Genomic DNA, 24,167 nt, shown 5'->3' on the forward strand with positions numbered 1-24,167 from the left:
AACAACATGAAAGAAAAAGTATTAACCATTATTGGGGCGCATCCGACAAAAATAACTTGAATGTACTTAGTGCTCCTCCAAGTTAGTTCTTAGGAAATCCAAGTCTCTGCGTTGCATGTTCAAAGCGGCCAGAGGCGGAAAAATCGTCACGAGCGAGGACGCTCGCGCCATCATAATTTTATATTTCTAATTTTTAATTTGGCGAAGCACTAGACTAATTATTTGAATGAAATTGCCCTTCCAAAGCAAAAACGGCCAAAATTAGCCAAGGGTCTGGCGCTAAAACATAGCTTACTTCAGCTGGTGTTTTACTTTTCCTTTTGTAAAATAGGCTCTATTACAGCCCATACATTTTTAGCTAAAATTTTCTGGCCTTCTATCGTGGGGTGTATGCCATCGCCTTGGTTTAACTCACGGTTGCCGGCAACACCTTCAAGTAGAAAGGGGATGAGCAGCGCCTCTTTTTCTTTGGCCAACCTTGTAAACACATCGCGGAACTCCTTTGTAAACTGCTGCCCCATACTCGGAGGCATTTGCATGCCAGCCAATATCACTTCGGCCTCCGGGTTTTTTGCCCGCACCTTATCTATTATGGTAGCCAGGTTGCTGTAGGTTTCGCTGGGGTTGATGCCGCGTAAACCATCGTTTGCACCTAATTCTAATACAAAAACGTCTACGGGTTGGCGCAACAGCCAGTCTATCCGACTTTTACCACCTGCAGATGTTTCGCCGCTCAGGCCTGCGTTTACGGCCTTGTAAGGCAGCTGAAGGGAATCGATGCGTTGCTGAATGAGCGAAGGAAAAGCCTGGTCCGGCTCAAGACCGTAACCAGCGGTGAGGCTGTTGCCAAAGAAAAGGATGGTTTTAACACGTTCAGACCTGGAGGGAGCAGCCGGAGTGCTGGCGGAGGCAGAGGTTTGCTGCTCTTCAGCCACCTGACCGTTTTGTTGGGTGCTGCCGTTGTCGCAAGCGGTAAGTAAAAGCCCTGCAGAAAGGCAAAAGCTTAAAAATGTTATCTTTTTAAACATAAAAAAAGTAAGTTTCCTAAATATAAAGGTGTCTATCTCAAAACCTATAACGAACTTCAACAGTTATTGGGTTTTATAAATGCTAATGCCTGGTGCAGTAGTCGTGCCAGTGCCGCAAAATAAATTTTATATCTGTGACGACCATACTCGATATTCAGAACCTCGGAAAAATATACCACAGCGGCGACCGTGAACTGACCGTGCTCGAAGGCGTATCTTTTTCGCTGCAGGCCGGCGACACGTGCTCTATTGTCGGCCCTTCAGGAAGTGGCAAAACCACGCTGCTCGGACTTTGTGCCGGTCTCGACCGCGCCAGCACAGGATCTGTCACCTTAAATGGCATCCGGCTTGACAGTTTGTCTGAAGATAAACGGGCGCAGGTGCGGAACCAATATGTCGGGTTTATTTTTCAGAACTTCCAGCTTATTCCTACACTTACCGCTTTAGAAAATGTAATGGTACCGCTGGAGCTGCGTGGGGAGCGAAATGTGCAGAAGCAGGCCATGGAGCTTTTGGGTAGAGTAGGCCTGGCAGAACGCCACGACCATTACCCGACGCAACTATCTGGCGGGGAGCAGCAAAGAGTATCGCTGGCAAGGGCTTTCTCGAACAGGCCCTCCATTTTGTTTGCCGATGAACCAACCGGCAACCTCGACGAAGAAACTGGCGAGAAAGTGGAGCGGTTGCTCTTCGACCTGAACCAGGAAGCCGGAACCACCCTGGTGGTGGTAACGCACGATCTGGAACTGGCCGAGAAAACCCAACGCATCATCCGCATCAAAGGCGGGCACGTTATCAGCGACAAGGCCGTACACCACAACCAACTAGAATAGGTTGTAGGATAAAAAGCTTAATGGTTAAATTGTTGTCTGAATTTATAATCCGGCTTTTCTGGCGGATGTAACTCATTTCTTCAACAAAGCCATTAGAAAGCTATTCCTAATATTACTATTTGCAGTAAGTCTGGTAACCAATTTATAGTATAACATGCGTGTAGCTACAACTTCAATTAGTAGTAGAGATTAACTTCTGAAAGTTGCGGTAAATCAGCTACTCCAAGCATTCTAATTTTTAATTTGACATAGCGTTAGCTGGTTAAAATGAGTGAACAAAACGAAACAGAACCGATACCAAATCTTCAGGCGAAGCCGAAACTGAACATACCCTGGCTCCTCCGGATGGCCTGGCGCGACACCAGGCGAAGCAGAGGCAAACTCGTGCTTTTCCTGTCGTCTATTGTTTTGGGCATAGCTGCGCTGGTTGCCATCAATTCCTTCCGCGACAGTCTGCAGCGCGCCATCGATGAGCAGGCGCGGTCGCTTATTGGTGCTGACATGGTGATAGGCATGAACAAAGAGCCCGATTCGCTGGCTGCTGCACTTGTAGACTCGGTTCGCGGCCTGGGTGCCAGATCTGATGAGAACCGCCTGCTCTCCATGGTTTACTTTGTGAGCAGCAACTCCACGCGGCTGGTGCAGGTGCGGGCGCTGGAAGGTGGCTTTCCGTATTTTGGTGCAATAGAAACTGAACCGGAAGCCGCTAGTCGTACCTTTCGGGAGGGCAGGCGAGCACTTGTAGACTATAACCTGATGCTGCAGTACGAGGCCAAAACCGGCGATTCGGTGCGGGTCGGGAACCAGACCTTTCTAATAGAAGGAGCACTCAGGCGCATACCCGGCCAAACAGCCATGACGGCAGCAGTAGCTCCTGTAGTGTATATTCCGCGGCAATACCTGCCCGAAACCGGCTTGATGCAACGTGGCAGCCGGGTATCGTACTACTACTATTATGACTTAGACCGAACCGTTGAGCCAGATACGCTAGGCAAAAAGCTGGAGCCGAGGCTGGAGGAGTACGGCATGTTTTACGACACCGTCCAAACCCGGAAAGAGAGCATGGGCCGCTCGTACGACGAACTGGCGCGTTTCCTGGCATTGGTAGGGTTTGTGGCTTTGCTTTTAGGTTGTGTAGGTGTAGCCAGTGCCGTGCATGTGTATATGCGCGATAAGCTTAAAACAATCGGCGTTCTGCGTTGCCTGGGCATGAGCGGTAAACAGGCTTTTCTGGTGTACCTGTTCCAGGTGGCTGGCATGGGCTTGTTAGGAGGTATTATAGGCGCTGTGATTGGCAGTGTGGTGCAACTGGTGCTTCCGGAACTGTTCAAGGCTTTTCTGCCTGTTACTGTAGATGCTTACTTCTCTTTCGGAGCGGCTTTGCAGGGCGTTCTGCTGGGCATTTTTGTATCGGTGCTATTTGCGCTGCTGCCTTTGCTCTCTATCCGGCAGGTATCTCCTCTTATTACCCTTCGTGCTAATGTAGAGCACCTAACGAGCCAGAAAGATCCTTTACGCTGGGGTGTTTACGCGCTTATTCTACTGTTTATTCTGCTCTTCTCTAGGTGGCAGCTGGGTACCTGGTGGCAGGCTGCTTACTTTACGGGTGGTGTAGTGGCTGCCTTTTTGGTGCTGGCTGCGCTTGCCAAAGCCCTTAGCTGGACAGTACGCCGGTTCTTCCCTACAAATTGGGGCTATGTGTGGCGGCAGGGGCTGGCGAACCTGTACCGCCCTAATAACCAGACGCTCCTGCTGATGGTGTCGATTGGGTTAGGGACGGCACTCATTGGTACGCTATACATGGTGCAACGTACCTTGTTGAGCGAGCTGTCTATAGCCGGAAGCGAAGAGCAGCCGAACCTGGTGCTGTTCGATATACAAAATGCGCAGCGGGACGAGATAGGGGAGCTGACTAAAAAGGCAGGCCTACCCATAATTCATTATGACCCTATAGTTACGGTTCGGCTCGAGAAGATTAATGCTTTAACCTTAAGCGATGTAAGAGAAGATACCACCCTGGAGATTTCTCCTCGTGTATTTACCCGTGAATACAGAATTACTTACCGCAATCATCTGTCTGACGCAGAAAAAACGACAGAAGGTACCTGGGAGGAGAATCAGTCGGTTGAGGGCGAATTCGTGCCAGTATCGCTGGAAGACCGGTATGCGGAGCGTATGAAGGTGACATTAGGAGACACGTTAATATTTAATGTGCAGGGAGCACCCATAGCCACCAAAGTAAGCCATTTGCGGCGGGTAGACTGGAACCGGGTGCAAAGCAATTTCCTGGTAGTTTTTCCGGAGGGAGTGCTGGAGCAGGCACCGCAGTTTCATGTGCTCATGACCCGGAGCAGCGATGAGCAACAGGCGGCCAGGTTTCAGCGGAAGGTGGTAGAGGAATATCCGAATATCTCCACCATCGGGCTCGATCTTATACTACAGACACTCGACGAGGTGGTTAGCCAGATTTCTTTTGTAATTCAGTTTATGGCCTTGTTCAGCATCTTTACCGGTTTGCTGGTGCTGGTAGGTTCTGTCAACGTCAGCAAGTTTCAGCGGGTGCAGGAGAGTGTGCTGTTACGGACTTTAGGTGCCAGCAGAGGTCAGATTTTTGCTATTACAGCACTTGAGTATTTATTGCTTGGTGCGCTTGCCGCCTTTATAGGTTGCGCTATTGCTTTTGGAGCCTCGTGGGCGCTTAGTGTGTTTAGCTTTGAGGTGGAGTTTGTGCCGGTGGTGTGGCCGCTGGTAGTCATCTTTATGCTGGTTGCCATCCTGACACTTGCTGTAGGGCTTTTGAACAGCCGTGGTATACTAAATCGTCCGCCACTGGAGGTACTCCGGCGGGAGGCGTAAGCAGTAGAACTTTTTAGAACATCTACCTTTTATCTTTAATTAGATTCTTCTACTGCTCTGTTCTTTATAAATTATTCAAAGGAAAAGGGCCTTCAAAAGGAATTTTGCCTTTTTTGATCCAAGGGCAGGTCCCTTTTATTTAACTACTTGTCAGGCTTGGTGTCATCTGCGACAGGCAATAAAAAAGCCTCTCCGTTTTTGCTATCGGAGAGGCTTTTTTATTTATATCGTATTTTTAGAAGCGATTTGTCGCAGGGCGTCCCGCATTTCGGTTAGCAGCACTTCTTCTTTTGTTGGGGCAGGCGGAACAGCGGGTGCTTCTACTTTCTTTCGCTTCAGGCTGTTCATGCCTTTTATGATCATGAAAATGATAAAGGCCAGAATGATGAAGTTGATCAGTACCGTAATAAAATTACCCCAGGCAAATATAGCGCCTAGCTTTTTAGCTTCTTCCAGTGCCAGCCCTGTCGGTATATTGTCTGATAACGGAACGTAAAGGTTCGAAAAGTCGACATCGCCTATTATTTTACCTACCAATGGCATTATCAGGTCATTTACTACGGAGTTTACAATTCCGCTAAAGGCCGTGCCGATAATAATACCGACGGCAAGATCCATGACGTTGCCACGCATGGCAAATTCCTTGAACTCTTTAATCAATCCCATAGTGTGCTTATTTTTAGGTTTAAATGAATCCGGATGTTGGTATATAGCAGTAATATAATGAAAATAAGCCCTATTTAAAGTTGGTGAGCCCATATATTTTTTCACCTGCTCTTCTTCTCATCTTTTACCGGTCAGTTGTATGCTTCTTGTATCAGGTAGAGATACGGAATTAATTTATCGTACACAAAGAAATAGAGCAGCGCCAGCAGTATAGAAACCAGATTCCCGATCAGGAAATAATCGTTTGATATAGCATGCTGCTTCTCGGTATTGAGGCGGGTACCAATTTTTAAGGCTCCGAGCAGTGTGAGCACGTGTGGCAGGCCATTAGCCAGGCTGATGTAAATGAAAAACCTTTCGAGTAAGCCTTTTGCGATGGTGTTGTATTTGTTTCTCCTTTTTTCGCGGTTGTTCTGCTCTGGTTCCTTTTTCTCAAAGCGTCTCCTGATAAACTTAAACATAAAATACCCTATCGTTTCGCCTAGCAGGTAAATAGCAGCAAATAAGATATACTTCATCAGGCAGCGGCAATAAGGTGTAACAGTTCGCGGGCAGCAATATACTCTTTTATTTTTAGGCTTTTCTCGCGTTTCCACATCAGGGAGCGCACTTTACCCAGCTTCCCGGCCACCACTTTGTAATCCGGGTTTTGCAAAAATGTACTGATCAGGAGGCTGTCTGCTGGTTTCCAGGCATCTACCAGCGACTGGTATAAAAGCAGAGCCCGCTCCAGCATCTTATGCTGCTGCGTGTTACCTGGTTCCAGTTTGTAGCGGTTTCCTTTGTCTTTCTTTACCTGTTCCAGCATTTCGCGTGCCTGCGTCAGTCCGTTGCCCAGCATAGCATGCGCTTTTGCTGTGTTTACAGGGGTGTCTATGGGGCCATAATTAATAACATAGCGTAAGCTGAACGGCTTGTTATGGAGTACAATAAGTTCTTCTAACGCAACCATTACTTGCAGCCCGGCCGCTAAATCTGCTACTACTCCCTGAAACTCATCGCCCAGCGTTATGGTGAGCGGAGACAGCAACTGGTAATGACATTTTTTATTTACTTCTTCTACCACTGCTTTAAAAGCCTCCATCAGTTTGCCGCCGGGCTGCCTGCTGCTGCCGATAATGTCGGCCATCAGAATGTAGTAATTCTTTGAATTGGATTTCATGGGTAGAGAAACATTGTGTACTATTTCATTATATGTGAAATAAGCAATATGGTTTCAAATATAGTGAAATTCAATAAAGCTTTTGTTTTGGATATACATAATAACCTATACTACCTCAAAAAGGTAAAAAGCAAGCGTGTAAGCAAAGGCAATACCTGCTGCTGCACATGAAAAGCTAAACTTAATAAAGTAAACATGAAAAAGAACAGAATCGGGCAAGGAAAAACAGCCCTTATAACAGGAGCCTCAAATGGATTCGGAATGGAGTTTGCCAAACTTTTTGCCAAAGACGGATTTAATCTTGTGCTGGTGGCACGCACCGAAGACCGGATGAAGGACCTGGGCTACAGCCTGCAGGATGAGTACAGCCTCGAGAAAGTTTGCATTATAACCTCAGACTTAACAGAACCTGATGCACCACAAGATATATATGATGAGCTGAAGCGGATTGGGGTGCAGGTAGATGTGCTGGTGAACAATGCCGGTGTTGGGCTACACGGGTTTTTTCATGAAACTGACTTAGACAAAGAAGAAGAGATTATACAGTTGAACATAACAGCTGTTATGAAACTAACAAAGCTCTTTCTGCGCGATATGAAAGCCCGAAACGAAGGCAAGATCCTGAACGTAGCCTCTATAGTTTCGCTGATGCCAGCTCCGCTCATGGCTGTTTATGCTGCAACGAAAGCGTTTGTACTTTCGTTTTCAGAGGCCCTGAGCAACGAACTAAAGGATACGAACATAACTGTTACGGCTCTTTGCCCTGGTGCCAGCAATACCTACTTCTTTAAACGTGCCCAGGCCGAAAATACACGTGCCGCCAATGGGCCGCTATCGGAGCCGGATGTTGTAGCCAAGGATGGGTATGCTGCCCTGATGAAAGGGGAAGTGAAAATTGTATCGGGCCTGATGAACAAAGTACAGGCAGCTACCTCTAACTTACTACCTGATACGGCGCTGGCCTCCACTATGCGCTACCAAATGGAAGAAGAGGCTGAAAAAGAAACCCAGTACCACAGCTCGCTGTAGAATTTATTTAAAAAGAAAAGCGGCAGCGGCTGCAGATTAGTTTCTGCAGCCGCTGCCGCTTTTTAAGCTGTTTAAAAACCTGTAAAAATAAAGAAGGGATCCCGTTTAAAGATCCCTTCTTCTTGAAAAAACATAGACAACAATGCCATCTGCTTTCTCTTGTTTATAGAGTATTTTACGGCCTCCAGAAAGGCAGGTTTCAGTATTTCAGAAAAAATTAATAACTATTTGTTGCCAGCATAACCAGGGTGCAGTCGTGAAGCGTTTCGATGTTTGCTTCCTGAGCCATTTTTTCAAGTTCCCTGTTCTCGGTGCCTGGGTTAAAGATAATGCGCTTTGGCTTCAGCGATAAAATATAGTCGTACCATGATGTCTGGTTTTGCGGACCGACATAAAGGGTAACAGTGTCAACGTCTTCAATTACCTGCTGTTTGTCCGTTATAATAGGATGCCCGCCGACTTCACCTTTCCGGATGCCCACCGGCACTACCGTATGCCCATGCTGCTGTAGCCTCTGTACTGCTCTGTAGGCGAAACGTGTCGGATTGTCGGTAGCGCCTAAAACCAATGTCTTTTTCATATCGAGTTATTTCAAGGTCTCTACTAAATTATCTTCCTAATTAAACTGCAACTTTAGCACATTTGTTATTTTTTTGCACAGGTTCCTGTTGTTCAGCCTCCTATGTACTGGTAACATGGCAGTCGTAATTTAAGCCTTTTTGCCGAAACACAATCAGGCTTTTAAAGAAAATAGGAGCACAAGGCTAAGTTCACCCTTGAGGGTTTTTTCACAAAAAAGCTTTTGGAGGCTTATTTCATTCGAATAATTGTTATTAGCTGTGGCCGCTAATTGCCAAAAGGTTAATAAAGGTTCTTAAAAAGCTAGAGAAGACCATTTCCATCTGAATAACTAAGCGATTACACGCTTTACTTTAGCGGCTATCATCTCGGCGCAACGTTCTCCGTCCATAGCGGCAGACACGATGCCGCCTGCATAACCGGCTCCCTCGCCACAAGGATACAGGTTCTTGATCTGAACATGCTCCAGGGTAGCTTTATCGCGTGGAACACGAACAGGAGAGGACGTGCGGCTTTCAACCCCGATAATCTGGGCATCGTTCGATAGGTAGCCGCGCATTTTTCCGCCAAATGCTTTAAAGCCTTCGCGCAGGCGGTACGCCATGTCAGGCGAGAAAAGAGCATTTATATCGACGGGCGTTAGGCCGGGTTGATAGGATGTGTCGAGCAAGGCGCCTCCTGTTTTCTTTTTGGTGAAATCGAGCAGGAGTTGAGCAGGAGCAGCCTGGGTGCCTCCAGCCATGGCACAAGCTTTTTGCTCAAGGCTTTGCTGCATTTTAAGGCCAGCCAGAGGCCCGTACTGCTGCAGATCCATGTCTTCCAGTTCAATGGCCACCACTATGCCGGAGTTGGCAAAACGGGAATCGCGGCGGCTGGGCGACATGCCATTAACCACCACCTCGCCGGGAGCCGTGGCAGAGGGTACAATAAAGCCGCCAGGGCACATGCAGAACGAGAAAATGCCGCGTTGCCTGTTGTTATATACCGTCTGGTGCACCAGGGCGTACGAGGAGGCGGGTAAGTAGCAACCGCGGTCTTCGCACTTATACTGAATAGAATCGATAAGCCTTTGCTGGTGCTCTACCCGCACGCCCATGGCAAAAGGTTTGGCTTCAATTAAAATACCACGGTGGTGCAGCAGCTCAAAAATGTCGCGTGCGCTGTGGCCGGTGGCCAGAATAACAGCTTCTCCAATATGCTCCTGCCCATCCTGCGTCACGACTCCTTTCATCTGGCCCTGCTCCACTATGAAATCGGTTACCCGCTGATCGAAAAGCACTTGACCGCCTGCACCCAGAATAGCCTCCCGAATATTGGAGATAACGGCCGGTAGCTTGTTGGTGCCGATGTGCGGGTGAGCGTCGAACAAAATATCGGGGGTGGCTCCGTGTTGCACCAGCAGTTGCAGAATACGCTGCACATCGCCGCGCTTTTTAGAACGGGTGTAAAGTTTGCCATCAGAGTAAGTGCCTGCACCGCCTTCACCGAAACAATAATTTGAATCAGGGTTTACCAGATGTTCTTTGTTAATGGCAGCCAGGTCGCGCCTGCGGCTCCGCACATCTTTGCCTCGCTCCAGCACCACAGGCTTCAGGCCAAGCTCCAGGCATCGTAGGGCAGCAAAAAGTCCGGCTGGTCCGGCACCAACAATAATAACAGGTGTTGCATGCGAGACATCAGGGTAAGCAATGGGTGCTGAACCAAGCACATCGGCAGGAGGAGTATCGAGGTAAACATCGGCCCGTATCCGGAGTGCCACTTCGCGGCCACGGGCATCAATGGAGCGCTTAATCCGGTGAATAAACTTAACATCGTGCGGCTGCACCTGGGCGTGTTTCAACAGCTCTGTTTCGAGCAGCACCTTGTCGTAAGCCACTTCAGGGCTTACCACTACTTCAATTTCTTTTTTTCTCATGTACAGTAGGTAAGGTAGTTAACCTTAAACTATTTTCTAGATGGCCAGATTTTAGGTTATTTGTAGTCTGATTTTTTGTGGTCTTAAGAATTTTCAGATCAAAACAGCTGGCCCGGGTTTTAAGTTGCGTTACTACCCTTAAATTAACTCATCAGCATATTAACCAAACAGCACCTTACACATCACCGTTCAGCACTTTTTCTACCCAGCCTTTGCCCCAGTCTTCCAGCTCCTGCTGGTTCCAGAGTTCGGGGTAAAAAATGCGTTTCTGGAACTTGGGAGGCAGGTATTTCTGCCAGTTGGTACCGCCGGTGGCGGCAATAATCTCTGGGTCGCGCTGCAGGTAACGAACAGCAGATTTATAGTGCATCAGCGGCCAGTTCACGTTTACATTGCTGTCGAGTTCGCGCAGCTGCCGTATGAGTTTAGGGTTTTGCTGGTCTGTTTCCGGTAAGCGTTTATATACCGACCACACATTTTTCTGCTCGTAGTTCCTGGCGAAATGCACCAGTTGCTCGGTGTATTTTTCCTCGAAGCGAAGCAGTGTAAGTGTCTTGGCACCAGAAGATACTTCGGTGGCACCTTCTTTCCAGTAGATGCAGCCCATCAATTCTTCGTGGGTAGTGTGCTGGCCCAGCGTTTTGCGTTTTTCCTTATCGGTGAGGTTGTGCAGGTCGGTCGAGGCAATTTCGATCATGCGGTACTGCACCGACTGAAATCCGCTGGCTGGCATCAGGGCCATTCTGAACTGCAGGAACTGCTTCGGGTCCATGCCGTCTACCATCACATCAAAAGAATCGATCAGGTTTTCGAAATAGCGGTTAATGCGGCGTATGCGCTTGAGCAGCATCTCTGCCGACATAGCTGTGTCTTCACCAATCTGCCGGAACTCCTCCAGGCACAGTTTAAAGTAAAGCTCGGTTATCTGGTGGTAAATGATAAAAATCTTTTCATCAGGAATGGTCGTGCGTGGTATTTGCAGGCTTAACAGCGCATCCAGGTGAATGTAGTCCCAGTAGTTCAGGAAATCGGTGTGATAAAGGCCTTCCAGGTAAGCTGCCAGATCCTGCCCAAGGGGCACATATTTTTGTTCCAGACGTTTTATCTGGTCCCAAACTTCCTGGGGGTACGCATGCTCCATTTTACTAGATAATTTTAGGTTAAGCTGCAAAAACAGCGCAAAGTAAATAATTCTGAGGCTTTGTGAAACATAGGAGCCCAGAATAACTGCCTGAGCTGCCGCAGATGAACCAGTAATTAATTTATTTTAAGACCAGGCAACCGCGTCACCGGCCTTTGCATCTGCTTTTTACGGAGTCAAATATTTTTATAACTTGTGAGCTACAAAGCTATAACAACAGGTTAAGGAGAAGTGTGCCAGATGAGGCGGCAACCAAAAGTGGAATCCGCTGAACAAAGCTTATTTACCCATTAAGTGCCACCAGCACGAACAGGAGGTGCAGTTCCTGTAATGCCTGATCAGATTCTGTAAATTATTCAAATGAAATTAGCCTTCAGAAGGTTTTTATCTTGAAATTAGTCAAGGGTACTACACCGGCGAAACAGGAGATAGCCTGAAATTGAGGAGCTATTATTAAAGAGTGGCAAAACCTTTCAGCATTCCATGGTAAAATTTTCAACTCCAGCAGTATGAAAAAAGCCTTGTGTGCTGTTTAACGCAGTGCTTCAGTTTTGGCGGTGCTGCAGAAGCTGCCCTATCCTAGAGGTGTATTTTATGAGGAATTTTAATGCTGAGACGCTCCAGAACATGGTATTTGTGGAGTGTGATTGCCTGTTCATAGAAGAATTATGCTGATTGGTATAGTTAAGCAGCTCCTTTTGTAGATATTTTGCTAATGTAACAGCAGAATTGTTAAATTTGATTTTCCTATATTTCAATAAGTGTGTTCTAATGGCTGATAAAAGCAGCATTTTTGACATGATAGGGCCCGTGATGATTGGCCCCTCCAGTTCCCATACGGCAGGAGTGGTGCGTATCGCAAGGGCAGCCATTCGCATATTGGGAGCTGCCCCCGAAGAAGCTGTTATTACCTTCTATAACTCCTTTGCCCGCACCTACGAGGGGCATGGTAGCGACAAGGCTATTGTGGCCGGTTTGCTTGATTTTAAAACCGATGATACGCGCATAAAAGAAGCATTTGAGCATGCTGCGGCTAAAGGCCTGCATTACAAGTTCAAATCGATAGGAAATGCCTCCGCTATGCACCCCAACACACTCAAACTAAACCTGAAGCACGGAGGCAGAGAAGTAGAGGTGATCGGGCAGAGCCGGGGTGGCGGCGTCATCAGGATTGTGGAAGTAGATGGCTTTTCTTCAAACTTCTCTGCTAACCAGCACACCCTTATTATAGATGCAGACGATGTGAAAGGAAGCATTGCCTTTATTGCCTCTGTTATTGCACACGACGACTGCAACATTGCCACTATGAGTGTATCAAGAAAAGGAAAACATGAGTTAGCACGGCATTTTATAGAAATGGATTCTGGCATAAAACCCATTACACTCGATTATTTACGGCAACTGAGCTGGGTGAAACAAATTATTTACATTCCGAATATCGACCTCTAATCTGATACCTGTGAAAAAAATGTCTAAGAAATTATTGCTCGTGCTGGGGCTGATGCTGTGCGGTGCCACTGCCGGACAAGCACAAACACAATCTGGTAAAACCGGCCCCTGGACACTGCAGGAAGCCATAGAGTATGCCATTACCAATAACCTGCAGGTAAAACAGAACGCCTTAAGCCGCGATTTGAGCAGACTAGACCTGAAGCAATCGCAGTTAAACCGTGTGCCGACCATAAACGGCAACACCAGCTACAGCATAAATGCCGGTTCGTTTCAGGACCCTGTAACGTTCCAGTTGCTAACCCAAAGTGCGCAAACAGGTAACGTCTCTTTAAATGCCAATGTGCCGCTTTTTGCAGGTTTTCAGCAATTAAACACCATTAAACAGAACCAACTGCTGCTGCAGGCCAGCGAGCAGGAAAATCTATCGGTACAGAACGATATTACTATTCAGATTGTAACTGCTTACCTGAACATCCTGTTCGCCAATGAGCTCATTAATACCTCGCAGCTGCAGCGAACGCTTACGCAGGAGCAGTTAAACAGAACCGGTGTGTTGTTTAAAGCAGGCAGCGTAGCCGAAAACGCAGTGCTGGACCTGGAGTCTCAGCTGGCAACCGATGAGCTCAACCTGATTACGGCACAGAACCAGCGCGATGTGGCCAGGCTCACGCTCATGCAGCTCCTGAACATTCCGACCACCGAAAGTTTTGAAGTGCTGATACCGCAAATACCGGAGCCGGACCAGGAGCCCATCATTGTAAATGGCGACCAGGTTTACGATGCAGCCGTTCAAATTTTGCCAGCAATAAAAGCAGCTAACCTTCGCCTGCAAGGAGCCGCAAAAGGCTTGGATGTGGCTAAAGGTGGTTTCTATCCGCGCATTAACCTTTTTGGTGGAGTAGGTAGCCGGTACTCCAGTGCGAGCCAGTTTTTGTTCGGCCGTGAAGAAACCTTTAACGGCTATCTGCAGCAAAGTTACTTTGAAGACGTAGCAGGTAGTAACCTCATCAGAACCGTATTTGTGCCGAGCACCTCTTACCTGCCTGTTTATGGCGATTATCCGCTTTTCGATCAGTTAAAAGATAATATTAACCGACAAGCGGGTATTAGTATTCAAATTCCTATATTTAACGGTTTCCAGGTCCGCAATAATGTGGAGCGGGCCAAGCTGTCGCAGGAGAATGCCCGGGTGGCAGCCGATATTGCCCGTAACAACCTGCGCCAAACCATAGAACAGGCCTACCTCGATGCAGTGGCATCGCAGCGCAGGTATGCGGCAGCCAAGCAGCAGGTGCTGGCATCGGAGAAGAACTTCCGGAATGCGGAGTTAAGGCTGAACAGTGGCGTGATCAACACAGTTGATTTTAACGTGATAGCCAACACTTACAGGTCTGCACAATCAAGCCTGATACAGGCTAAATACGAATACACCTTCAAAGTCAAAATACTTGATTTTTACCAGGGCAAACCCCTAACCTTGTAATAAAACCATGGCAAAACGTAACTCAAACAAACTACTTTACACGCTTATAGGAGTAGCTCTTTTCCTTTTAGTTGGAGCACTGGTGGCCAAAAAGGCCGGCTGGATCGGGAAAGAAGAAAACGAGGAGGTAGTGCTGTCGGAGGTGAAACGGACCACGATAATTGAGAAAGTAAGTGCTTCCGGTAAAATACAGCCGGAGTCGGAAGTAAAAATAAGCCCCGATGTATCCGGAGAAATTATAGAACTGAATGTTGAAGAAGGCGACTCGGTGGTAAAAGGCATGCTGCTGCTGCGTATCCGCCCCGATAACTACCAGTCGATGGTGGATGCGCAACAGGCTGGCGTGAACCAGGCACGCGCGAACCTGGCCCAGACCAAAGCCCGTTTGCAGCAAGCGCGTGCCAACCAGGTGCAGGTTGTGCAGAATTACGACCGTAATAAGCAGCTTTACCAGCAAAAGGTAATATCGGAGGCAGAGTTTCAGCAGATACAGGCTACCTACGAGTCGGGGCAGCAGGAGATTGCCGGACTGGAGCAAAGTGTGCGCGCAGCAGATTTTAGTGTGCAAAACGCTTTGGCCTCACTTAAAGATGCCCGCGAAAACCTGAACAAGACTACTATTTATGCTCCTGTAAGCGGCACTGTTTCAAAGCTGAATGTAGAGCGGGGAGAGCGTGTAGTAGGAACCTCGCAGATGGCCGGCACGGAAATTATGCGCATCGCCAACCTGAACAATATGGAAGTGCGGGTAAACGTGAACGAGAACGACATTATACGGGTAGGTTTAAGCGATTCGGTTATTGTGGAAGTAGACTCCTATGCCAGCAAAGACGAAAAGTTTAAAGGCATCGTCACTGCCATTGCTAATTCGGCCAACGAAGGCGCTTCTTTAGAGGCTGTTACAGAGTTTGAGGTACGAATTCGCCTGCTCAACGATTCCTATACCCATATCGCCTCCAAAACCACGCGGCCTTTCCGACCGGGCATGACAGCCTCCGTTGAAATTCTGACAGAGCAGAAAAATAATGTTTTATCTGTACCTTTGTCTGCCGTTACCACGCGTTCTAATGAGCGCGAGCGTGCCGGTACTGAACAAAATGAGGAAGGGCAGGAGCAGCCCCAGCAGGTGAACAGAGAACCAGTAAAAGAGGTTGTTTTTGTATACGATGCCAACAACACTGTTAAAGCCGTACCAGTTAAAACCGGCATCAGCGACTTCGATAACATGGAAATTATCAGTGGTTTAGAGGCCGGTCAGAAAATAGTTTCCGGACCATTCAGAGCTGTTTCTAAAACACTGAAAGATGGTACTAAAGTAGCCGTAAAAAACGAAAACACACCTGCTAAGCCTGCTGCCATTGCCTCTGAGAAATAAGGAAATAACAAACAACAGCTTTGGAAAAAATTGCAGTTATAGGTGGCGGAAGCTGGGCAACAGCCTTGGTAAAAATACTTTCCGAAAATAAATCGCAGGTGCACTGGTGGATGCGTAACCGCGACGATGTGCAGCATCTGATTCAGTACAAGCACAACCCGCGTTACCTGAGCGGTGTTGGCTTCGACCTGAACTACGTGAAGCCCACCAACGACATTGAGGCAGCTGTAGCAGTAGCCGACTGGGTTATTCTGGCCGTGCCGGCTGCCTTTGTGCAACAGGTTATTTCGCTCCTGCCAGATAACTCCTTTAAGGGGAAAGTACTGGTTTCGGCTATAAAAGGCATGATTCCGGGCGAGAATATCCTGATATCAGATTACCTGGAGCGCCACTGCATAGTGCCTAACACGCACCAGCTTATTATTGCAGGTCCGTGCCATGCCGAAGAGGTGGCCCTCGAGAAGCAATCTTACCTCACCATCGGCTCCCATGACCTTGAAACAGCAGAGCGATTTTGTGAACTGCTACGTAATCGTTATGTTAAGGCAAACCCTCTCGACGACCTGGATGGCATTGAGTATTCGGCTGTTATAAAAAATATAATCGCTTTGGCCTGCGGAATTGCCCACGGGCTAAATTATGGCGATAATTTCCAGTCGGTGCTGGTTTCGAATGCCATGCTCGAGATAGAACGGTTTCTGCATCGCATCATGCCCATGCATCGCTCCCTTAGCGGCTCTGCCTATTTAGGAGATTTGCTCGTGACCGCCTATTCGCAGTTCAGCCGCAACCGCACATTCGGCAACATGATCGGCAGAGGCTACTCTGCAAAATCAGCACAGATGGAAATGAACATGGTGGCAGAGGGCTATTATGCGGTGCAGAGCATCTACGAATTGAACAAAACCTTTCAGCTCGATATGCCCATTACAACTGCCGTGTACAATATCTTGTATGAGCGTATTTCGCCGGCCGTGGAGTTCGAAATTCTGAAAAATAAGCTAAAATAGTTTCCGGAGGGAATTACCTGAACAGCCTGGCTGCACGTTTTGTTGCAGCCAGGCTGTTTGGCATTTTGGGGCTGTTTAAGGTGCAAATTATTCTAATGATATTGGCCTTCAGAAGCAAAAATGGCTTTTTTAATCCAAGGGTAAGGGTATTATTTTAGGTGCTGCTTTTTATAAGGAGAGCCCAGGGTGCGGTAAATGGACAAGACACAGGCCCCGGCAGCTAGCCAGATGCTGAACATCATGTTCAGCTTTACGAATTTAATAACCTCTAATTCTTTATCGGTAAACAGGTTGAGCAGGTACACCAACAGAAACGCATAACAGCAACCCATCAGGCTAATAATAAAAGAGCGATGGAAAATATCAGCAGGAAGCCTGTCGAGCATTGTCTGGTTTTTGAGGTGCCAGTGCAGGGGCAGAATTTTGCGGTTAACCAAGGCCTGCTGCGTTAATTTTGATGCCACCACCGCCAGAGAAAAGCTCATTACAAAGCTCGTCAAAAATAAATGACTGTTCATGCTCCGCTGGCCCCAAAGCGGAACCACCACCTCCTGACGCCACAAAAACCACGTTAGCGTACCAGTTACGACGCAATTAGCCAAAGCAAGCGCTAAGCTTACTCTCACCAAAAAAACATAGTTGGGGGTCATCCTCATACATCTAAAGACACGCCGTAAAAATCGTTAACATGCGAATTACTTCATCTGAAACTACTATTTTTTATTTAATTTAAAATCAGAACAGCGTTAATTTAAATTATTAGGTTTAGAATTGAATAGATTAGTATGTAGCGATAGAATAAATTTGTTTATTTGCTAACTTTTAAGGAGTTGTACTCCAATTATTTACTGCTTCTGCACCCTATAAAGCCAACTTTATTACTTTCAGTTTCTTATCAGATCAAGTTATGGGAGATGTACACTCTATTAAAGTTGTTTGCGCTATTTTGGAGCAGCATAACAGGGTGTTGGTAACGCAACGGAACCAGAACATGGCGCAGCCGCTCCTGTGGGAATTTCCGGGTGGTAAGCTTGAGCCGGATGAAGAGGAGGAGCAAGCCCTGATCAGAGAAATAAAAGAAGAGTTGCAGCTGGACATTCTGCCGGTAAAACGGTTAACACCTGTTTCTTATGCATTAGGAGATAAACTCTTAGAACTGATCCCGTACATTTGCCACTACAAAGCCGGTGCTATACAATTGGTGGAGCACAAAGCTTACCAATGGGCGGAGCGTAGCCGGCTCAGAAACTACAATTGGTGCCCTGCCGACCTTCCGGTTCTGGAAGAATATCTTCAGCTTACGCAGCTTAGCCTTTAGCTTTAACACCGCCTGGATGGCAGTTGATCTACCTGCTTTTTTTCTGATAAAGTGTGTACCGCAGCGCTGGTTTTAGGAGGCACTAATAGCGTGCCTTCCGAATAAAACCTTATGTGCTGCCGCAGAAGCAGATTTAGCTGTATCTTCGTGTTATGAAGAACCTACCGCTTTCTTTTGCTGAACGTATGCAGCTCCAGCTCGGAGAAGCTTTTCCGGCCTTCGAAACAGCCATGACCCTTACACCACCCGTGAGTATTCGGGCTAACATGGCTAAACTGGAGCAGCCGCTAGGTTTGCCGCACGTGCCCTGGAGCAGTCAAGGGTATTACCTCCCCGAAAGACCCTTGTTCACCCTCGACCCTCTGCTGCATGCAGGAGCCTATTATGTGCAGGAGGCGAGTTCTATGTTCCTGGAGCAGGCCCTGAAGCAGGCGGTGGATGTAACGGAGCCACTCCGGGTGCTGGACCTCTGCGGTGCGCCTGGTGGTAAATCTACTCACCTGGCCAGTCTGCTATCAGCAGAAAGCTTACTTGTGTCGAATGAGGTGATTAGGAGCAGAGCCACCATACTGGCCGAAAACATAGCCAAGTGGGGCAGTGGCAATGTGGTGGTAACAAACAACGATCCGCGCGATTTTCAGAAGCTACCAGAGTTTTTCGATGTGATGGTCGTGGATGCGCCCTGCAGCGGGGAAGGCATGTTCCGCAAAGACCCACAAGCCATGGAGGAGTGGTCGGAGGAGAACGTGAAGCTCTGCGCACAGCGGCAACAGCGCATCTTAATGGACGTGTGGCCTGCATTGAAACCTGGTGGCGTACTTATTTACAGCACCTGTACCTGGAACACAGCCGAAAACGAGGATAATATTGCGTGGCTGGCACAGCAGGAAGGAGCCAAGAGCCTGGCGCTGGAACTGGAGGCAAGCTGGGGCATTGTGCCGGGCGAGCAGCAAGGGGTACAGGGGTACCGGTTTTACCCGCACCAGCTACAGGGCGAGGGTTTTTTCCTGGCTGTTATCCAAAAGTCTGGTGAGGGGGCAGTTAATGGCACTTCCGGGAAACGCAAAAAATACAAGTTGGCTTTAGCCGGTAAAAAAGAAAAAGCCTTAGTAGAAAGTTGGTTAAAGAACACCGAAGAGCTGGAGTGGCTGCAGTACGGCGATTATATTTCAGCAATTCCGGCCAACCTTTTTGAAGAAGTAGATACTCTGTACCAAAACCTATATGTGCTGCAAGCCGGCACAGAGGTGGCTGAAGCGAAAGGAAAGAAGCTGAAACCTCAGCACCAGCTGGCCCTATCGCAGCAGCTCTCGTTAAACGAATTCGACACTGCTGAAGTAAGTCTGGAGCAAGCCTTGCGCTACCTCAGAAAAGAAGATATACAGTTAGGCGGCTCTGGTAGCAACTGGGTACTGCTGCAGTACCAGGGCTACACGCTTGGCTGGGCTAAGCAGATCGGCAACCGCATGAACAATTATTACCCAAAGGAGTGGCGCATCCGGATGGAACTGCCCGCTGTAGTTGAGGAAGAACAGTTGTTTTCACTTACCAGATACCTGGAGCGGTTTTAAGTAAAAATCCTTCTGAAGGGTATTTTCATTTGAATAATTTAATTGTGCAGAGGCTGAAAAATTTTAAGCTGCGTCTTAAAAAAAGCTCTTGTATCAGATGTTGAAGTCTTTGAAACAAGACCTTTTCGGTTTAAGATACTACTGCTCAACAAAAACAGATGTAGCTGGTATGCATTATCTGAAGTTGCCCAACCTTCCTAAATTTAAAAGCTATTATTTAAATAAAATAGCCCTTCAGAAGCTTTTTCAACGGAAAGTATCCAAGGGTTAATTGCCTGAAACTTACATGCCTGGTTGTAATATAAGCCCTTGAAATGAACATCATTTATGTGTTAGGATTACAACTCCTGGTCCTAAAGACTTTATGTTGCTGCTACCTGACCTTTATAAATTTACCCTTCACGGTAGCATGCTCTGAGCGTAGCGTCAGCGAGTAAGTTCCGGCAGGCAACTGATGGACATCCAGGGTGTGGGTCCCGTCGATCTTTTTAATGCCTGTACTGAGTACTGTTTGTCCCAACATGTCATGTATTTCCAGAATAGTGTTAAGGTCCACATATTCGGTATGGAGGTAAAGCAGCCCAGTAGTGGGGTTTGGAAATAGGGTTAGGACAGGTATAGTTGCAGCAGGCCCTACCGCTATAGCAGCAGAAATGGTATAGGTGCCTTGCGTGTCGACTTGCTTTAATCGGTAATAAACCACTTGCCCAGGCGCATGCACATCAGTAGCAGAATAAGTTGAAACCGAAAGGGTAGTTCCTTTACCGCGTATGATAGAAGTTGTTGTAAAGTGAAGACCATCGTTGCTGCGCTGCACTTCAAAATGCTTGTTGTCTTTTTCTGATGCCGTTTTCCAGCTTAATTCTACTGCCTTGCCCACTCGCTTGCCAGTGAATGATAACAACTCCACCGGCATACTCCGCAACGATACCTCATTAGTCGTGGCCAAAACAAAATCGCTGAAACTTTGGAATGGTACCACGCTGGTGATGACTCCGGTAGAAGCTGTTTCGTTTTGTAAGGCCGCACCCAAGTCAAGCCAATCGTCTCCGCTTGATTTCAGAATTCGCAGATTCCAGGGGGCAGGTACAGGTTCATGGGTGCCATAAGGCAAGGAGACAAATGCCTGCTTTACATTTTCAGGATTGTCTGGGGAGATGGTAAAATGGCCTTCTTCGGAAATAGTGTTAATGGAGCCTGGCAAGGTGCGGGTTCTGGCAGCACCTGTCTTATACACGGCAGTATAACCACTTAGAGTAGCCTCCTGCTGTGTCACGTTTAATATAACCGGATTATAGGCATCTGCATCACCAATAGGAAAAAATAAACTTGCCTGTTGCTTAGCTGTAAGTATTTTAACAGGTCCTTGAATAAAGCTATCGCGGCCTCCGCCTGTAACTGTTGTGTTGGCTCCAAGTGTCAGTAATTTTTCTGGTGCGGAGATAACATGACCGCCGTTCAGCGTGAGCGATCCGTGTATGGTTACCGGGCCTGTAAGTTCTAAGGCATTAGCGTCGCCATTTACGGTAACAGCATGGTAATTACCCGAACTCAATGTGTTTTCTGATCCGGCTATCAAAATATTGCCTAGTGCCATGTCGTAAGATGTGGCAACCCGTAAGCCATCTAGTGTAAGGCGAGGAGCGTAGCTGGCTGTGCCCTGGCGTAAGGCAATAACAGAAATGTTAGGAGTAGCGTTGCCCGAAGTAGGGGCCTCTGTTACTGAAATACCCTCCGCTGTATTTTCCTCGAACAGATTGTTCGGGTTTACATAAAGGGTGGTTTTATTACCCTGAGCACCAAACTCAAATTTCACGACTAGTAACAGCGTTGTACCAACCGGATAATTACCTGCAGCATAGGTAGCCGTATTCGTACTGCCACTTATGCCAAAATTAACAGTACCTGTAACCGTGCTTGCTTTTATAAACACCCGGCTTCTGAACTGGGTGTTGGTGTTGCCAAAATGGAGAAAGAAATCGCCTGTACTATTTGCACTGGCTACGTTAACCAAACAAGCGGTATAGATAGGAGTGTTTGGTAAAACCGGATCAAATGCTCTGTTCACATCCTGCCCTGTCAAATTCAGATACACTGCGTTACCCAATCCGCTGGAGCCATAACCAGGATATGCTAAGGCAGAGCTGACAAGTTTAAGGGCATTTGTTTCTGCACCGCTATGCACCGACCAGCCTAAGCTTGTAAGAGATGTTCCAACAGGAGCCTCAAAGGCGTCTTCAAAAAGTAATTGCCCGGGAGCAGGAGAGGTGGTCACTTCCAGTGTTCCGGCCGAAGATGTAAGATAAGCCTCCGCATAAGGCGTTTGGTTATCGTTGTAGGCGAACGCAGCTAGCTGGTAGCTTGTATTTGGTGCCAGACCTTTCAACGTAAATTCTGATTCTTCTCCGTTATAAACTACAAAATTGCCTGTTCCGATTTGAGTTCCAGCACCAAACGTACTGAGGGCACTGTAGCTGACACCATCGGTGGGCACAGCAGTAACGGGTTGTGATGCCCGGGCAAAGACCAATGTTTTAACTCCGTCACCTTTCTGGAGTTGTAACCTAAGCTGGTTATGCGAAGCCTTGGCAAGACTAATGGCAGGAGGTGTTGTTGGTCTGGTTGCTAATTCTACGGCTGGAGTTGTAAAGGAGTGGGTGGCACCATAGGCAGTACCGGCCCCGTTGGTAGCGTAAGCCCGCACAAAATAAGTAGTGGCAGGAACCAGGTTCGATAGCACACTGGAAAATATGCCTGGGCCGGTGCCATCGGTGGTGGTGGTATGAGCCGACCAATTGATTGTTAAATTTGTTCCTGACGTTCCATAAACAACTCCTCTCGCTGTTACTGGGGCATCGTTTGGTTGCAGCTTTACCTCGCCACCGGCTATTGCTTGGGCCGCTGTTATTGTACTCACTGCAGCTGTGGTTACAGAGGGTCTTTCTGAACCTGCACCGGTTAAAGGCATGCTCATGGTTGTGGCACCTGCGGTAGTTATTTGTAAGCTGCTGGCATAGGCCTGTACAGCTACAGGCTCAAACCTAACCTGCACCGTGGTAGCTGCCACCGTCCCATTTACAACCGGAAGACTTACGGACTGCACAAAGTTAGCTGAACTCCCGACCCTCAGCCTGAAGCCGGTGGCACTTGGTATGGTCAGTATAATATGATCTGTCAGGAAATTTCCACTTACTACCAGGTTTAGAACCGGGAAGGCAGCGGTTTGATTTATTTCAGCGTAGCCAAATTCTAATTGGTTCAGGCTAACTGCCATGACTGGTGCGGAAACTGTAATAGGAATTAGTTGACTTTGAGCCATTTTATCTCCGCAAATGGTTCTGGCCTGCACCAGAAGCATATAAGCACCTGGAGGACCAAGATCGGCTGCTCGTGGTGTATACATGGCTCCGGTAGCACCTGCAATAGGTTTAAAATCTGCTTCATCTGCGGCCTTGGTAAACCATCGAAAACCAGAGGCAGCCAGGGCAGTAGCAGTAAGAGAAGCGCCAGTTCCATTTACCCCGACAGTCTGGCCGGCAGAAGGCGAAACCGTAACGGCATGGTCAGCCGGTGAGCCGTTTATGGTAAAAGGACTTGTTTCGGGGCTGCTAGCGGAAGGACTGGAAGCGACTACCCGTACCTTATAGCCGGAGCCTTGTAGTGCGTTTGCCGGAATCCGAACCTCCAGGGGCGAACTTCCAGAAGCTGTAGCAAGCGGTTGCGTAAAGTTTCCTGAAGCATCAGAAAGTTGTGCGGTAAAAGTATTACTTGCATTAAAAGTACCTGTCGAATTAGCCAAAACCACGATAGTACTACCAGCGCAATGTGGTGCAGGTTGTGTTATGGTGGGGGTTGAAAGCGAAGGAGCAAGAGAAGCGGCATCGTTTGCGGTAATGCTTATGTCGTCTATGCCAAGCGCCTGGGCGTTAGTGGTAGTTGAACCTGTAGTAACCGCATAATTCCAGGCCAGGTAAAGCGTTTGGTCAGCTGCCAAAGGCAAGGAAAGGGTTTTGTCCGTTACCAGGCTGGTTGCTAAGGGGGCAGCTCCGGTTGGTCCGCTTCCTGAAATATTGGCATCTGAGCCGGCAAAACTGGTTCTGAAATGCTCACCAGCCGAAGTCCAGCTTCCGGCTTCACCCGTTGTTGAGTAGTAAAGCTGCACCGTAAAACCGGCTGGGTTCGTTCCATTCCGATATTTTTCGACCTGGTAACTTATCGTAAAATCTCGGATACTGCCAACACCTGTATTTTTAAGAGCGACGTACACATTCACGCTTCTTGAATCTGTACTGGAACAGAGACCTCCAATGGCGCGGTCGGTAACGGTTGCGGTTGAGCCAAAGTTGTAGATGCCGTGCACTGACATGGCTGTACTGGCAGCTTGCGTTGTAGTTGTTCTGGCGGTGTGGTAAGAGCCGACGGTGCGCAAACTCGTCAGGTTATCGGCTCGCCAGCCCACAGGCAAAACTGCTCCAGCCGATGATCCGATTTCATCAAAATTTTGTGTAACACTAGTGCCGGGTAAAACCTGTATTTGTGCTTTACTTATAAATGAAAAGCCAAGCATGAACAGAAACAGGAAGAGGATGCGCTGATTAGCAAAGGTGTTAGAAGGTAAAAATGTTTTCACAAATGGTAACGTAAAGTTAGATTATATTCAGATGTAGCCTAAACTTTACATTGTTTTTGGAAGTTCCTTCTGACTGAAAAATAAAAAATGATAAGTATCATTAAGTAAGGCTTTTGCAT

General features: G+C 47.7%; 18 protein-coding genes. 9 read left to right on the forward strand and 9 right to left on the reverse strand.

The genetic code is table 11. From position 1 onward, the window contains the following. Positions 1-308: 308 nt before the first annotated feature. Positions 309-1,028, reverse strand: coding sequence for an arylesterase (locus FVR03_RS17390; RefSeq protein WP_147923042.1), 720 nt, complete (start codon positions 1,026-1,028; stop codon positions 309-311). A 134-nt stretch (positions 1,029-1,162) separates the two neighbouring features. On the opposite strand from FVR03_RS17390, the gene FVR03_RS17395 reads away from it, so the two are divergent. After that, positions 1,163-1,861: an ABC transporter ATP-binding protein gene (locus FVR03_RS17395; protein ID WP_147923043.1), complete on the forward strand. Its 699-nt coding sequence runs from the start codon at positions 1,163-1,165 to the stop codon at positions 1,859-1,861. A gap of 267 nt (positions 1,862-2,128) precedes the next feature. After that, a complete protein-coding gene (locus tag FVR03_RS17400) occupies positions 2,129-4,717 on the forward strand; it encodes an ABC transporter permease (protein WP_147923044.1) in 2,589 nt (862 codons plus the stop codon). A gap of 222 nt (positions 4,718-4,939) precedes the next feature. On the opposite strand, the gene mscL is transcribed toward FVR03_RS17400, so the two are convergent. From mscL to FVR03_RS17415, 3 genes are all read right to left on the reverse strand, one after another. After that, positions 4,940-5,383: a large conductance mechanosensitive channel protein MscL gene (gene mscL, locus FVR03_RS17405; protein WP_147923045.1), complete on the reverse strand. Its 444-nt coding sequence runs from the start codon at positions 5,381-5,383 to the stop codon at positions 4,940-4,942. A gap of 131 nt (positions 5,384-5,514) precedes the next feature. Continuing rightward, positions 5,515-5,901 carry a hypothetical protein gene (locus FVR03_RS17410; RefSeq protein ID WP_147923046.1) on the reverse strand — a complete coding sequence of 129 codons (387 nt, stop codon included), beginning with the start codon at positions 5,899-5,901 and terminating at the stop codon, positions 5,515-5,517. After that, positions 5,901-6,545, reverse strand: a complete 645-nt coding sequence (locus FVR03_RS17415) for a SatD family protein (RefSeq protein ID WP_147923047.1) — start codon at positions 6,543-6,545, stop codon at positions 5,901-5,903. Before FVR03_RS17415 ends, FVR03_RS17410 begins: the two co-directional genes overlap by 1 nt. Positions 6,546-6,740: 195 nt before the next feature. On the opposite strand from FVR03_RS17415, the gene FVR03_RS17420 reads away from it, so the two are divergent. Beyond that, a complete protein-coding gene (locus FVR03_RS17420; RefSeq protein ID WP_147923048.1) occupies positions 6,741-7,574 on the forward strand; it encodes an SDR family NAD(P)-dependent oxidoreductase in 834 nt (277 codons plus the stop codon). Between the two features lie 217 nt (positions 7,575-7,791). Here FVR03_RS17420 and FVR03_RS17425 read toward each other — a convergent pair whose 3' ends face one another. From FVR03_RS17425 to FVR03_RS17435, 3 genes are all read right to left on the reverse strand, one after another. Further along, on the reverse strand, positions 7,792-8,154 hold the full coding sequence (locus FVR03_RS17425) for a CoA-binding protein (RefSeq protein WP_147923049.1): 363 nt from the start codon (positions 8,152-8,154) through the stop codon (positions 7,792-7,794). A gap of 330 nt (positions 8,155-8,484) precedes the next feature. Continuing rightward, entirely contained in the window at positions 8,485-10,068 is a 1,584-nt protein-coding gene (locus FVR03_RS17430) for an NAD(P)/FAD-dependent oxidoreductase (protein WP_147923050.1), read from the reverse strand. Between the two features lie 175 nt (positions 10,069-10,243). Next, positions 10,244-11,209 carry a tryptophan 2,3-dioxygenase family protein gene (locus tag FVR03_RS17435; RefSeq protein WP_147923051.1) on the reverse strand — a complete coding sequence of 322 codons (966 nt, stop codon included), beginning with the start codon at positions 11,207-11,209 and terminating at the stop codon, positions 10,244-10,246. Between the two features lie 771 nt (positions 11,210-11,980). Here FVR03_RS17435 and sdaAB point away from each other — a divergent pair. From sdaAB to FVR03_RS17455, 4 genes are read left to right on the forward strand one after another with little or no spacing between them, the layout of a single operon-like run. After that, positions 11,981-12,658: an L-serine ammonia-lyase, iron-sulfur-dependent subunit beta gene (gene sdaAB, locus FVR03_RS17440; protein WP_147923052.1), complete on the forward strand. Its 678-nt coding sequence runs from the start codon at positions 11,981-11,983 to the stop codon at positions 12,656-12,658. Between the two features lie 19 nt (positions 12,659-12,677). Then, complete coding sequence (locus FVR03_RS17445) at positions 12,678-14,144, forward strand: TolC family protein (RefSeq protein WP_255474279.1); 1,467 nt, start codon at positions 12,678-12,680, stop codon at positions 14,142-14,144. A 7-nt stretch (positions 14,145-14,151) separates the two neighbouring features. Beyond that, on the forward strand, positions 14,152-15,519 hold the full coding sequence (locus FVR03_RS17450) for an efflux RND transporter periplasmic adaptor subunit (RefSeq protein WP_147923054.1): 1,368 nt from the start codon (positions 14,152-14,154) through the stop codon (positions 15,517-15,519). A 20-nt stretch (positions 15,520-15,539) separates the two neighbouring features. Beyond that, the gene (locus FVR03_RS17455) at positions 15,540-16,529 is read left to right on the forward strand and encodes an NAD(P)H-dependent glycerol-3-phosphate dehydrogenase (RefSeq protein ID WP_147923055.1); all 990 of its coding nucleotides are present in this window, start codon (positions 15,540-15,542) and stop codon (positions 16,527-16,529) included. Positions 16,530-16,678: 149 nt separating this feature from the next. On the opposite strand, the gene FVR03_RS17460 is transcribed toward FVR03_RS17455, so the two are convergent. Next, on the reverse strand, positions 16,679-17,155 hold the full coding sequence (locus FVR03_RS17460) for a hypothetical protein (RefSeq protein WP_187270202.1): 477 nt from the start codon (positions 17,153-17,155) through the stop codon (positions 16,679-16,681). 281 nt (positions 17,156-17,436) lie between these two features. On the opposite strand from FVR03_RS17460, the gene FVR03_RS17465 reads away from it, so the two are divergent. Both FVR03_RS17465 and FVR03_RS17470 read left to right on the forward strand, forming a co-directional pair. Continuing rightward, positions 17,437-17,847, forward strand: coding sequence for a (deoxy)nucleoside triphosphate pyrophosphohydrolase (locus tag FVR03_RS17465; RefSeq protein ID WP_147923057.1), 411 nt, complete (start codon positions 17,437-17,439; stop codon positions 17,845-17,847). Positions 17,848-17,999: 152 nt separating this feature from the next. After that, a complete protein-coding gene (locus FVR03_RS17470; protein ID WP_147923058.1) occupies positions 18,000-19,418 on the forward strand; it encodes a methyltransferase RsmF C-terminal domain-like protein in 1,419 nt (472 codons plus the stop codon). 373 nt (positions 19,419-19,791) lie between these two features. On the opposite strand, the gene FVR03_RS17475 is transcribed toward FVR03_RS17470, so the two are convergent. After that, entirely contained in the window at positions 19,792-24,048 is a 4,257-nt protein-coding gene (locus FVR03_RS17475; RefSeq protein ID WP_147923059.1) for a T9SS type A sorting domain-containing protein, read from the reverse strand. Positions 24,049-24,167: the final 119 nt, after the last annotated feature.

The sequence above is a fragment of the Pontibacter qinzhouensis genome, assembly GCF_008017455.1.
GTDB classification, from domain to species: domain Bacteria; phylum Bacteroidota; class Bacteroidia; order Cytophagales; family Hymenobacteraceae; genus Pontibacter; species Pontibacter qinzhouensis.